Genomic DNA, 12,502 nt, shown 5'->3' with positions numbered 1-12,502 from the left:
AGAATTTACTGTTGTAAATAAACATCCGGCTGACTGTTGGCATTATTCAGTATTAATGTTTTTCTGCCATTATGCTGAGTGATTTTACCTCTACGGGTAACTGATTTGCTTTGTCCGTCTTTACTAATCTGATTCTGATAAGTGAAATTCTGATTCGGATCAAGATGGAAGGATGTTGTTTCCCAATATTGATGGCACTCTGGCTGTTTGCAGTTTTTAAAAAGCTTAACCTGATTATCATCCTGAATAACTGATGCGGATAATCTGTCGATTTCTTTTTCAATTTGCTGTTGCTGATGATACATTTGAGCTAAGATTTTATCTGCATCATCAAATTCATTATTATCAGCGAAGTTTTTATGGCTGGCTGCCAGAGCAGGGTTAAACTGTAAACCGATTGTTACAGTTAACAGAAATAATTTCAGTATATTCATATACTCACCCTTAATTAAATTTATAAAAATTTAATATTAATATCTTTGATATCTCATTAATTTTGAAAATAAGTGAGAAATATATAATCGATTTCACAGAAATTTTAAAAGGGTTCGCAATCTTTATTTTCTTTATTACAAAGTGACCACCCTTCTACAGAATTATAGACAACATTTTTGGTTTCTCCTGAATTTGCCTTAGTTGGTGTGGCTGTCAAAATATAACTACTTTCTGTATAATCTCCCGTAATAGTAAAGAATTTTTCGCTTCTCTTTTTTGTTAGTTTATCATTAGAATACTTATCAAATGTTTTATTCAATGAGTAATAACGTTCTAATAAACTAATATTTTCTGACATATCGGCTCTGACATTTTCTTCTCGTGCCTTAATCACATAATTTTGATATGTGGGATAGGCAATTGCAGCGAGTATGCCAATAATAGCCATAGTAATCAATAAATCAATAATAGTAAAACCATAAGTGTGGCGTCGCATCACGTTCTCTTTCTTTTAAAATGCTTATGATCAATTGTTTTCAACAATAGTTTGGTCAGGCTGTACCAGTACATATGGTCTGACAACTACTGCCCACATTGGCTGGTTACAATCATAATATTGTTGCGCCATTATATCGCTTACTTTACCAATTTTACCTTCTTGAATCAAAAGTGCAATGGCAGCGGAGTTATCAGTAGCTATCATGTGGGCTATATTGACCAAATCCAGTTCTGGTGCAACATATATGCAAACACCCCGGGCAAAGTGAGTTTGTAGTTCATGCCAGTTGATACGGGCAGTTTCCAGATTGAGTTTCTGTTCTAATGGCAGAGGATGGCTTAAAGTAAGATTATTCGAATGCATATGTAGATAAACATTATTTGTAAAAGCATTCCGTTTTAAATTCGTATACGGAATGCCTGCTCATGATTAATTGATTTAATTATTTTGCCGGTGCGGATGCGGGTTGAGTAGCTTGAATACCCCATGATTCAGGATATTTATAGCCGGCAAAGCGCTTGAATGCATATTGTTTAAATGCAGCTGAGTTATATGCGGCTGTTATGTCTTTTACCCATTGGCTGTCTTTATCAGCAGTGCGGATTGCTGACCAGTTAACATAAGTATAGCCGGGTTCCAGATACAGGGCGGATGTAAATTTTAAGCCAGAACTGGTCGCAAAATTACCATTGATCACTGCAAAATCTACATCATGACGCGAACGAGGTAATTGAGCAGCTTCCAATGGTACCAGTTTGATGTTTTTATTATTACCTGCTATGTCGGCAAGTGAAGCTTTAAGAGGATTAATATCGGTTTTCAGAGTAATCCAGCCTAGTTTATCCAGCATAACGAGAGCACGTGCCAGATTGGACGGGTCATTGGGTACAGAAACACTGGAGCCTTCTTTTACTGCACTCAGTTCATGCATCCGGCCGGTATATATTCCAAGCGGACCAGTAGGAACCTGAAATGCCGGCATAATATCTAAGTGGCGTGATTGGGCAAAATCATCCAGATAGGGTTTATGCTGGAAAATATTGATGTCAATAGATTTATCTGCTAATGCCAGATTAGGGCGCACATAATCAGTAAATTCGAGTAATTGTACCCGATATCCCTGCTTTTCCAGTTCTGGTTTTACCTGATCTCTGACCATATCGGCAAAATCGCCTACAGTAGTGCCGATAATAATTTCTTTTTTATTTTGTTCAGTGGAAGCTGCAGATTGAGTGTTTTTTTCGCCGCTACAGGACGCCAGAGTGAGGATACACAAACTTAATAAAAGGAATTTCAAATAACTTTTCACTATGATTCTTTCTTTTTTATGTTTTAAAAATTGAAACGGATATTGACTATATTGATACTGTTTTCTCTTTACTATTACAGTCAGATATAGGCGTAAACACATATATACTGGGCCAGGCTGCCTAACAAAACAAATAAATGCCAGATACCATGTCCATGACGGATTTTTTCATCATTGACAAACCAGTATATGCCAATGCTGTATGCCAGCCCGCCGGCAGTCAGCCAGAATAACCCTGGTGCAGACATCCGGTGAATCAACGGATAAATAGCAACAATAATCAGCCAGCCCATAATCAGATACAGGACTAATGACAGAATGCGGGTTTCACTTTTACGTCCGATAGTCACTTCCTGAATAATACCAAATATTGCCAGTCCCCATGATATGCCAAAAATTGACCAGCCCCAGCCTCCGTGTAATGTGGTAAGGGTAAATGGTGTATAACTGCCTGCGATTAACAGATAAATCGCACAATGATCAAATTTTTGTAACACCGCTTTGGCTCGATGAGAATAAATAGAATGATAAAGTGTAGATATACCATATAAGAATATCAGACTGGCACCATAAATGGCTGAGCTGACAATACGGTAAGCATCTCCGTACATAGCGGATTTAATTAATAAAAATACGGTGCCTGTGATGGCAAGAATAAAACCGATAAAATGAGAGTATGCATTAAAGCGTTCACCGCGATACATATTTTGTTTGCTAAGGTAATTTGTAAGATGACTATCGTTTCACTAGCGCTCAAAAGGTGCAAGTGTTTTTTATTTTTATTATTGTGCCGGTATTTATCCACATGCAGGTCTATGGCTGTTCAACTGCTTGCAAGCACAGTAAAATAGATAATTTTGCAGACTATCAGAAATTTCTCGTCATGCTGACTTTTCAGGAAATTATTTTTACATTACAAAACTATTGGGCTAAACAGGGCTGCGTGGTGTTACAGCCATTGGATATGGAGGTAGGAGCGGGTACCAGCCATCCGGCAACCTGTTTGCGTGCACTGGGGCCGGAACCATGGTTTGCAGCTTATGTGCAGCCGTCACGCCGTCCTAAGGATGGGCGTTATGGTGAAAATCCAAATCGTCTGCAACATTATTATCAGTTTCAGGTCGCTCTGAAGCCTGCTCCTGATAATATTCAGGAGTTATATCTGGCATCTTTACAGGAACTGGGTATAGATCCCTGTCAGCATGATATCCGTTTTGTAGAAGATGACTGGGAAAATCCCACTCTGGGTGCCTGGGGACTTGGCTGGGAAGTCTGGCTCAATGGTATGGAAGTGACTCAGTTTACTTATTTCCAGCAGGTAGGCGGTATGGACTGTTCGCCTGTATTGGGTGAAATTACCTATGGTATTGAACGGCTGGCAATGTATCTGCAGGGTGTTGAAAATGTCTATGATCTGGTTTGGGCTAAAACTCATGATGGCCGGATTGTCACCTATGGTGATGTATATCATCAGAATGAAGTCGAGCAGTCTACTTATAATTTTGAATTCAGTAATGCAGAATGGTTACTGGCACAGTTTAATTATTATGAAACCGAAGCTAAACGTCTGCTGGCTGTAGAGGATGTCAGTCTTGCATTACCAGCCTATGAATTAGTACTTAAGGCAGGACATACGTTTAATTTGCTTGATGCACGCGGCGCTATTTCTGTAACCGAGCGGGCGGCTTATATCGGTCGAGTTCGAGCTTTAAGCCGTGCAGTTGCACAAAAATATGTTGAAAGCCGTGAAAAACTTGGTTTTCCGTTACTGAATAAAAATACTACTAATCAGACTGCCTGAAACTGAATGAAAGTAATACTTGCATGAATGCTCCTTTATTAATTGAACTGCGTACTGAAGAGTTGCCGCCAAAGGCACTGAATAATCTGGGTGAAAGTCTGGCCGCCGGAGTTGTTGAGGGTCTGGAAAAGGCACAGCTGATTAGTGGTGTGGCTGATTATCAGGTATTTGCTGCACCCAGACGGCTGGGTGTTCTGGTGCAAAATGTTAAAGCGGTGCAGGCAGACCAGCAAATTGTGAAAAAAGGTCCAAGTGTAACAGCGGGTATGAAAGATGGTGAGCCTACCAGGGCTTTGCAGGGATTTGCCCGCAGTAATCAGGTAGAAATCAGTCAGCTTAGCCAGATTAATGATGGCAAACAAATGGTATTTGCCTATGAATATACTCAGGCTGGTTTACCACTGAATGCCTTGTTAAGTGATATATTGAATCAATCCATCAAAAAACTGCCTATTCCGAAAGTGATGCACTGGGGTAGCAGTACCTTTACTTTTGTCCGGCCTGTACATGGACTGGTGATGATGCATGGTACTGAAACGGTTACTGGCAGTGTCTTGGGATTAGACAGCCAGAACTGGACTTTAGGTCACCGTTTCCTGAGTAAAGACAGAATTATTTTTAACCATGCTTCAGATTATGAAAAAGTATTATTGGAGCAGGGTAAAGTAGTGGCCAGCTTTGCCGAGCGCCGAGCCCGTATTGAACAGGGTTTAACTGTAGCGGCTGATGCACTTCATGCTCAGGTAGCCTATGCAGAAGGCTTGCTGGATGAAGTTACAGCTTTGGTTGAATGGCCGGTAGTTTTACAGGCAGGTTTTGATGAGCGCTTTTTACAAGTGCCGCAGGAATGTCTGATTTTAACCATGCAGCAAAATCAGAAGTATTTTCCGCTGTTAAACAGTGATGGCAAACTAATTAATCGTTTCCTGCTGGTATCTAATCTGCAAACAGAAAATCCGGTACATATTATTCATGGAAATGAGCGTGTATTACGAGCCCGTCTGGCAGATGCCGAATTTTTCTACCGTCAGGATCAGAAAACGACTCTTGAAAGTCGTCTGCCTCGTCTGCAGAATGTGGTTTATCACAATAAGCTGGGTAGTGTTGCAGAAAGAGTTCAGCGTATTACTCAGCTGGCAAAAGCTATTGCACCGTTACTTAATGCTGATGTAGATAAGGCTGTACGTGCTGCTGAGCTGGCTAAAGCTGATTTACTGACCGACATGGTAGGGGAGTTCCCTGAGCTACAGGGAACGATGGGTAAATACTATGCTTTGCATGATGGTGAAAATGCTGATGTTGCTGTAGCAATTGAGCAACATTACTGGCCGCGTTTTGCTAATGATGCTTTACCGGACAGTTTAACTGGTACAGTGGTTGCTCTGGCAGATAAACTGGAAACTTTAATTGGTATCTGGGGTATCGGACTTATTCCGACAGGTGATAAAGATCCGTATGCATTGCGCCGCAGTGCACTGGGTATTTTACGAATGCTGATGCAGCACAATCTGGCGCTGATGCCATTATTACAGGCAGCATTTGATACATTTGCTTCAGGCAGACTGGCTGAAAATACTGTCAGCGAAGTGGCCGGGTTTATGCAGGCCAGACTGGCAATTCTGTTACAGAATTCCTTTGCACAGGATGTAGTGGCTGCTGTACTGGCCGGTAGGGTAGAAAATCTGGGTGAGCTGGAAGCCAGACTTGCAGCAGTAACCCGCTTTAAACAGCTGGATGAAGCTACTGCACTGATTGCAGCTAATAAACGTGTTCATAATTTACTTAAAAAAGCAGATATTTCTGCTTTATCCGCTGTTAATCCAGATCTTTTGCAGCAGCAGGATGAAAAACAGCTCTATCAGGCAACTGAGCAGGTTGCAGAAAAAATTCAGGCTGTGCTGAAACGGCAGGATTTTGCTCAGGCATTAACAGAGCTGGCCGGAATTAAAGAAAAAGTGGATGCATTCTTTACTAATGTGATGGTAATGGATGAAAATGAAGCTGTTAAGAATAACCGTCTGGCTTTGTTACTGTGTTTATCGCAGCAGATGAATGCTGTGGCCGATATTGCCTTATTAAGTGAGTAAATAATAGCAGACATTTCTGCTCATTCTTAAATAGTGGATGAAAGCTAAATTATGATATTTGATAATATAGTATTCCATACAGAAGAAGATTATCCGCCTGCGTTGTCACTGGCTAATGCTGCTACACATATGGGTTATTACTGGTCATGGGCTGTACGCCGCGGTTTATATAATCCGCAATGGGATGAAGCGGCAGAAGAAGATATGGCAGCATTGAAAGCTCAGGTTATGAGCGGAGCTGAATTTGTTCTGAATAATATGGCCGGTTGTCTGGAAGACAGTGACTTTAACGATGAAGGACGACGGTTTTCACTTTATTACTATGAAGATGAAGATGAGGGCTATGGTCGTTTTATGGAAGATTATGTGCAAACATTAAATACGCCGGCCTTGCAAAGCTTTTATCATGTAGAAATTAATAATGAAAATCAGTCTTTACTTGATGGCGTATTTGATAGTGCTTTGATTCAGTGGCGGCAAAGTTTGAAGCCGGTGCAATAAGGTTAATTATGGCATTGAATGGAAAAGGCAAATTAATCATACTGGATCGCGATGGTGTGTTGAATGTTATGCAACCGCAGCCCATCAGCGATCCTGATCAGTGGCTTCCTTTACCGGGAAGTATGGATGCTGTTGCCTTTCTGACTCAAAGTGGTTATACCGTTGTTGTGGCGGAAAATATGTCTGGTATCGGGCGTAATCAGGTCAGTATGCAGCAGCTGAATGAAGTACATAGTAAAATGCATACTCATATACAGAAAGCTGGCGGCCGCTTAAGCGGGGTTTGGTTTTGTCCGCATACCGGTAATGCTAAATGTAAATGTCGTAAACCTGAACCGGGTTTGTTACTGGATATTCTGGATCGCCTGCATATGAAAGCAGAAAATACCTGGCTTGTCGGAGATGGTATTCGCGATATGCAGGCAATTGCCGCAATTGGCGGTCATCCTGTACTGGTTTTAACCGGTAAAGGCAAGGAAACATTAAAAATGGAAGAATTGCCGGAAGATACTCAGGTGTACGATGATTTGCTGGATTTTGCCAAATATTGTCGTACTCTGGCTGAACAGGCAGCCGAGGAATAATATAACATGCTGTTGTTGCGTAATTTGATTTACTGGTTTTGTTTGTGTGTATTTTCATTAATCTGGCTGGTGGTAGTAATTGTTTCCATGCTGGTACCAAAAGGGGTTACATGGACAACCACTGTATGGGGAAAAACTCTTTTCTGGATGCTGGAGCACATTATCGGATTAAAATACGAAGTAACCGGCCGGGAAAATATTCCGCGCGAACCCGGAATTGTGTGCTGTAAACACCAATCCGGCTGGGAAACGCTGGCCATGCTGGTATTTTTCCCTGATCTGGCCTTTGTGGCTAAACGCGAACTTTTTCGTATACCGGTTTTTGGCTGGGCACTGAAATGGCGCGGCACAATCGGTATTGATCGTAAAAACCCTAAAGCGGCAAATGCCCAGATTATCAGTCAGGGGAAAATATGCAAGCAAAAGGGGATGTGGATTTGTATTTTTCCGGAAGGTACACGAATTAAGCCAGGTTTCCGTGGTCATTATAAAAAAGGTGCTGCCCGAATGGCACAGGAACTACATATGAATCTGGTGCCGGTCGCATTAAATAGTGGCGAATTCTGGCCTAAAGATTCCTTTTTTAAATATCCGGGTAAAGTAACAGTAGTGATTGGTGAACCGATTCATTATGAATCAGCTCATAATCCGGAAGAATTAATCAGAATCTGTGAGCAATGGATAGAATCCGAGCAAGTAAAAATTCAGGGGGTGGGGCCGTTTGCACCAGAGCATCCGCAAGTACCAACGCCGTTTGTGCCGCATTAATTGATATCAGTTGAATATTGATACTTTTTTATTTTTAAAATAGTGTTTTGCAGAATCCTAAGCAGATAAACAGGCAGTTTATTTAATTTTTTAAGACTGAATCTGAAACGGGATATAAATAATATGATGTGCTGGTTAATAGAAGTATCTGCTTGTCTCAGATAGTAATTTATTTACATTTTTATCAGATTAGTTGTCATGTCGGAATTTCTTCACACAACTACAGATGGCGATATCATCAGGCTGAAATTACGGCGTACAGCAAAAAAAAATATTATTGTACGTCCTGCATCAGGTTGTTTACTGGATATTAACGTTCCGCCATTTGTATCAATGAAATCTTTGTATGAATGGCTAAACGTTAATGAAATTGCTATTAAAAAACTGTGGAAGCAATCAGAAAAAATAGCAACAGCATTACCTGAATTTATCTGGTTTCGTGGGCAGGCATATCCTTTTACTCAGATATCCGTACTAACAAAAGTGCAGTGGCATAAGCAATATGGCTTTTTAGTACCACTGGTAAATTCACAGTCGCCCTATGTACTTTTGAAAGCATGGTTAAAACAAAGTGCCAAAAAGGAATTGTTGCTACGCTTGCAATATTGGGCAAATGTAATGCAGTTGCAGCCAATGGCAATGACATTAAGTCAGGCTCGAACTTTTTGGGGAGTATGTCGCCGGCGTAGCGGAATCCGTCTCAACTGGAGATTAATTGGCGCACCTGCTGACGTGGTGGATTATGTCTGTATTCATGAATTGTGCCACTTGCGCCATGCCAACCATGGTAAAGCTTTCTGGGCAATGGTTGCAGAATACTGTGCTGATGCTGATAATGCCCGTAAGTGGCTAAAAAAATATGCTAATGAGCTGTTTGCTCTGGATAAATTCAGTTAAAGTCTCACTCTGGAAAATTTGGTAAATTTTGGCTGTTTTCAATACTGATACAAAATAAAAGCAGCCATACTATTTTCATCGTATGACTGCTTTTTGTTATTCAGCTTTAAATGCTGATTTTTATTTTTGGCTGTCAGCTAAAAATGCTTACCTGTTATTTTTAAGTTTAGCCAGCATCAACCGCAAGTTGTTTCATAATGTTTTTAATAATCTGGACACGTTGCATAACGTCTTCAATACCAATGCTAACTCTGAGTTTATCTGCTCCAGTCAGACGGTAGTTTTTATCACTTTGCATAATGGCTACAATAGTTGCGGGGTTAATACGATGATGTTTGCCAAAAGTAAAAGTAATGGCTTCACTACTGGCGTCAATTGTGTCTATGCCTAAGCTGGCTGCTTCAATGCGTAAATGATGGCTGGCAATCAACGTGGAGACGGCCGGTTCAGGAAGCCCGAAACGGTCGATCAGTTCTTCGTGTATCTGGTCTATCTCAGCTTCTGTTTCACAGCTGGCCAGGCGTTTGTACAACACCAGTCTGGCATGAATATCCGGGCAATAACTTTCCGGCAGCAGAGCAGGGCTATGTAATTTAATGTCACTGGTAATACCCAGCGGGGCATCCAGATCCGGCTCTCTGCCTTTCTTCAAATTGCGCACGGCCTGCTTGAGCATTTCGGTATATAAAGTAAATCCGACCTGAATCATTTCACCAGACTGTCCTTCACCCAAAATTTCGCCGGCACCACGGATTTCTAAATCCTGCATGGCTAATGTAAATCCGGCTCCCAGATCATCAGCCATTTCTATGGCTTCCAGACGTTTCTGTGCATCTTTGGTCATTGCATCCGGTATCAGTAGATAGGCATATGCCTGATGATGAGAACGGCCTACACGGCCACGCAGCTGATGCAACTGGGCAAGACCAAACTTATCAGCTCGCTCAATAATAATCGTATTGGCATTGGGTATATCAATTCCGGTTTCAATGATAGTTGAACACAGTAACACGTTATAACGCTGCTGAAGAAAATCCCGCATAATTTGTTCCAGTTCGCGTTCACGCAGTTGTCCATGAGCGATACCGATACGGGCTTCAGGTAATAAAGTAGTTAATTTTTCATAAGTGTTAGCAATGGTATCAACTTCATTGTGCAGAAAAAACACCTGTCCGCCACGTTTCAGTTCACGTAACACGGCTTCTCGTATTAAACCTTCGCTGTAAGGACGAACAAAGGTTTTTACAGCAAGCCGGCGGCTTGGCGCTGTGGTAATCAATGAAAAATCACGCAGGCCTTCCAGCGCCATACTTAATGTACGCGGAATTGGTGTTGCGGTCAGTGTAAGCACATCCACATTAGCGCGCAGGCGTTTAAGCTGTTCTTTCTGACGCACGCCAAAGCGATGTTCTTCATCTATAATAACCAGTCCCAGATTTTTAAAATGGACATCCGGCTGAACCAGTTTATGGGTACCAATCACAATATCTACTGTGCCGTCAGCCAATCCGGCAAGTGTGGCCTGTGTTTGTTTACTGGTATTAAAGCGGGAAAGCTGGGCAACTTTAATCGGAAAGTCTGCAAAGCGATCAGCAAAATTTTGTGCATGTTGCTCAACAAGCAGTGTAGTTGGCGCAAGTACTACCACCTGTTTACCAGCCATTGCTGCTACAAAAGCGGCGCGTAGCGCAACCTCAGTTTTACCAAAGCCTACATCTCCGCAAATCAGTCTGTCCATGGGCTTTTCAGCACATAAATCTTTTATGGTCGCAGCGATTGCCGCAGCCTGATCTTCGGTTTCTTCATAGCCAAAGCCATTGGCAAAAGCCTGATAATCCATTTCATTCAGACTGAAGCGGTGGCCTTGCTGAGCTTCACGCTGAGCATATAGATTTAATAATTCAGCAGCTGTATCTCTGGCTTTTTCCGCGGCTTTATGTCGTGCTTTATCCCATGCTCCATGACCCAGTTTATGCAAACTGATGTTATCATGAGCACTGCCTGCATAGCGGGAAATAAGCTGGAGCTGACTAACAGGTACATATAACTGAGAACCTTCAGCATATTCCAGTAGCATCATTTCACAGGCACCTTCACCTAAATCCAGGGTTACCAGTCCCTGATAGCGTCCGATACCATGTTGTTCATGTACCACCGGATCACCAATTTTGATTTCAGCCAAATCGCGCAGCATGCCGTCTGAAACAGCACTATGTTTGCGTCTTGTACGCCGGCCGCGAATAACATACTGGTATAAATCAGCCTCAGTAATAATGGCCAGTTGCTGAGCTGTCAGCAGGCAACCGTAACTTAACGGCGCAATAGTCAGGCACAAGCAGGAATTACTGTTCAGAAAGTCCTGCCAGCTATTGACAATATCTGGCTGTAAACTGTACTGGCGCATAAAATTGAGCATGGTTTCCCGGCGTCCGAGACTTTCTGCGCAAATCAGTACCCGTCCGGACCATTGCTGGAGAAAATTTTTCAGTGTGTGCAGCGGATCATCAGCCTGTCTGTCTACTGCGACACTTGGCAGTGTATAAGTAGTGTCTTCGCTGATTTGCGGAACAAGACGCGCATAAGATTTAATACGTGCCCCGAACTGGTCTTCACTAAGATAAAGATAATCTGGTGCCAGCGGGGGATAGGCCGGATCGCCCTGTGCCAGAATGTAGCGCTGTTTGACATCCTGCCAGATGCGGGCAGATTCTTGATGAATATCACCCAGACAAACCAGAATGGCTTCATCATCTGTGTAATCAAAGATACTGACGCATTCTTCTTCAAAAAATAAAGGCAGGTAATATTCAACACCCGCCCCGAAATGTCCTTCAGATACTGCATTATAAACAGTTGCTTTTCGGGCATCGCTATTGATTTCTTCCCGAAAGCGGCTGCGGAATATTTTCTGTGCATCACTGTCGGTTGGAAATTCATGTGCCGGTAACAGACGGATTTCATCTACAGTGGTTAATGTACGCTGGCTGTCTGCATCAAATGTTTTGATGGTATCAATTTCATTGTCAAATAAGTCCAGACGAAACGGGGTGTCACTGCCCATTGGAAAAATATCGAGAATACCGCCACGCATGGCGAATTCTCCGGTCGCTACCACATGAGAAACATGATTGTAGCCGGCTTCAACCAGGCTGTGTTTCAATGCTTCAATATTTAGTTCCTGCCCGGTTTTCAGCCAGAAAGTATGTCCCAGCAAAAATGAAGGAGGGGCAATTTTTTGCATGGCTGTTGCCAGCGGTAACAATAAAACGTCAACCAGTCCGTTTTTTAGTTGCCACAATGTACTTAGTCGCTCTGATACTAGCTCCTGATGAGGAGAAAAATGTTCGTAGGGCAGAGTTTCCCAGTCCGGGAAAAACATGATACGTGCAGCAGGAGCAAAAAATTGCCATGCTGCCTGAATACGGATTGCCTGTTCAGCATCTGCAGTTAAAATAATTTTCAGTTTTTTTTCAGGTAAATGCTGGCTAAGTAATAATGGCAGACTACCAGCATTTAAATCAGACCAGGTTACAGTCTGTCTGGTTTTAGGCAATGCGAATGAAGCAGCAGCGGGCATAATTTTAGTTTTACAGATAATAGAAATTGATTGCCAGTACTTAT

At 42.1% G+C, this 12,502-nt stretch carries 12 protein-coding genes; 6 read left to right on the top strand and 6 right to left on the bottom strand.

Annotated elements, in window-relative coordinates; genetic code table 11:
• Positions 1 to 5: 5 nt before the first annotated feature.
• The 5 genes from H3T75_RS05070 to H3T75_RS05050 all read right to left on the bottom strand — a co-directional run bounded on the left by H3T75_RS05070 (position 6) and on the right by H3T75_RS05050 (position 2,947).
• Positions 6 to 434 carry a hypothetical protein gene (locus tag H3T75_RS05070; protein WP_198211183.1) on the bottom strand — a complete coding sequence of 143 codons (429 nt, stop codon included), beginning with the start codon at positions 432 to 434 and terminating at the stop codon, positions 6 to 8.
• A gap of 104 nt (positions 435 to 538) precedes the next feature.
• A complete protein-coding gene (locus H3T75_RS10890) occupies positions 539 to 931 on the bottom strand; it encodes a type IV pilin protein (protein ID WP_198211182.1) in 393 nt (130 codons plus the stop codon).
• Positions 932 to 961: 30 nt separating this feature from the next.
• The gene (locus tag H3T75_RS05060) at positions 962 to 1,297 is read right to left on the bottom strand and encodes a DUF2288 domain-containing protein (protein WP_198211181.1); all 336 of its coding nucleotides are present in this window, start codon (positions 1,295 to 1,297) and stop codon (positions 962 to 964) included.
• 79 nt (positions 1,298 to 1,376) lie between these two features.
• Positions 1,377 to 2,249 (bottom strand): MetQ/NlpA family ABC transporter substrate-binding protein, encoded by an 873-nt coding sequence (locus H3T75_RS05055; protein ID WP_084565705.1) that lies wholly within the window; start codon positions 2,247 to 2,249, stop codon positions 1,377 to 1,379.
• Between the two features lie 74 nt (positions 2,250 to 2,323).
• A complete protein-coding gene (locus H3T75_RS05050; RefSeq protein WP_037475569.1) occupies positions 2,324 to 2,947 on the bottom strand; it encodes a hemolysin III family protein in 624 nt (207 codons plus the stop codon).
• A gap of 179 nt (positions 2,948 to 3,126) precedes the next feature.
• On the opposite strand from H3T75_RS05050, the gene glyQ reads away from it, so the two are divergent.
• The 6 genes from glyQ (at position 3,127) to H3T75_RS05020 (ending at position 8,881) form a co-directional block, all read left to right on the top strand.
• Positions 3,127 to 4,044, top strand: a complete 918-nt coding sequence (gene glyQ, locus H3T75_RS05045) for a glycine--tRNA ligase subunit alpha (RefSeq protein WP_037392164.1) — start codon at positions 3,127 to 3,129, stop codon at positions 4,042 to 4,044.
• 23 nt (positions 4,045 to 4,067) lie between these two features.
• Complete coding sequence (glyS, locus tag H3T75_RS05040) at positions 4,068 to 6,131, top strand: glycine--tRNA ligase subunit beta (RefSeq protein WP_198211180.1); 2,064 nt, start codon at positions 4,068 to 4,070, stop codon at positions 6,129 to 6,131.
• A gap of 51 nt (positions 6,132 to 6,182) precedes the next feature.
• Positions 6,183 to 6,632: a cell surface protein gene (locus tag H3T75_RS05035; RefSeq protein WP_232336103.1), complete on the top strand. Its 450-nt coding sequence runs from the start codon at positions 6,183 to 6,185 to the stop codon at positions 6,630 to 6,632.
• Between the two features lie 8 nt (positions 6,633 to 6,640).
• The gene (gene gmhB / locus H3T75_RS05030) at positions 6,641 to 7,216 is read left to right on the top strand and encodes a D-glycero-beta-D-manno-heptose 1,7-bisphosphate 7-phosphatase (protein WP_025330587.1); all 576 of its coding nucleotides are present in this window, start codon (positions 6,641 to 6,643) and stop codon (positions 7,214 to 7,216) included.
• A gap of 6 nt (positions 7,217 to 7,222) precedes the next feature.
• Positions 7,223 to 7,984 (top strand): 1-acyl-sn-glycerol-3-phosphate acyltransferase, encoded by a 762-nt coding sequence (locus tag H3T75_RS05025; protein WP_084554333.1) that lies wholly within the window; start codon positions 7,223 to 7,225, stop codon positions 7,982 to 7,984.
• 198 nt (positions 7,985 to 8,182) lie between these two features.
• Positions 8,183 to 8,881 (top strand): M48 family metallopeptidase, encoded by a 699-nt coding sequence (locus tag H3T75_RS05020; protein WP_025330589.1) that lies wholly within the window; start codon positions 8,183 to 8,185, stop codon positions 8,879 to 8,881.
• 166 nt (positions 8,882 to 9,047) lie between these two features.
• On the opposite strand, the gene mfd is transcribed toward H3T75_RS05020, so the two are convergent.
• On the bottom strand, positions 9,048 to 12,458 hold the full coding sequence (gene mfd / locus H3T75_RS05015) for a transcription-repair coupling factor (protein ID WP_198211179.1): 3,411 nt from the start codon (positions 12,456 to 12,458) through the stop codon (positions 9,048 to 9,050).
• Positions 12,459 to 12,502: the final 44 nt, after the last annotated feature.

The sequence above is a fragment of the Snodgrassella sp. W8135 genome (assembly GCF_016101225.1).
Classification (GTDB): Bacteria; Pseudomonadota; Gammaproteobacteria; order Burkholderiales; family Neisseriaceae; genus Snodgrassella; species Snodgrassella alvi.
The sequence above is the reverse complement of the archived record's forward strand: the minus strand, read 5'-3'. Positions and strand labels throughout refer to the sequence as shown.

Coding starts and splice junctions, on each gene's coding strand:
- glyQ (WP_037392164.1), top strand. CDS start 3,127: ATGCTGACTTTTCAGGAAATTATTTTTACATTACAAAACTATTGGGCT.
- H3T75_RS05020 (WP_025330589.1), top strand. CDS start 8,183: ATGTCGGAATTTCTTCACACAACTACAGATGGCGATATCATCAGGCTG.
- H3T75_RS05050 (WP_037475569.1), bottom strand. CDS start 2,947: ATGTATCGCGGTGAACGCTTTAATGCATACTCTCATTTTATCGGTTTT.
- H3T75_RS05035 (WP_232336103.1), top strand. CDS start 6,183: ATGATATTTGATAATATAGTATTCCATACAGAAGAAGATTATCCGCCT.
- H3T75_RS05025 (WP_084554333.1), top strand. CDS start 7,223: ATGCTGTTGTTGCGTAATTTGATTTACTGGTTTTGTTTGTGTGTATTT.
- mfd (WP_198211179.1), bottom strand. CDS start 12,458: ATGCCCGCTGCTGCTTCATTCGCATTGCCTAAAACCAGACAGACTGTA.
- H3T75_RS05070 (WP_198211183.1), bottom strand. CDS start 434: ATGAATATACTGAAATTATTTCTGTTAACTGTAACAATCGGTTTACAG.
- gmhB (WP_025330587.1), top strand. CDS start 6,641: ATGGCATTGAATGGAAAAGGCAAATTAATCATACTGGATCGCGATGGT.
- H3T75_RS10890 (WP_198211182.1), bottom strand. CDS start 931: ATGCGACGCCACACTTATGGTTTTACTATTATTGATTTATTGATTACT.
- glyS (WP_198211180.1), top strand. CDS start 4,068: ATGAATGCTCCTTTATTAATTGAACTGCGTACTGAAGAGTTGCCGCCA.
- H3T75_RS05060 (WP_198211181.1), bottom strand. CDS start 1,297: ATGCATTCGAATAATCTTACTTTAAGCCATCCTCTGCCATTAGAACAG.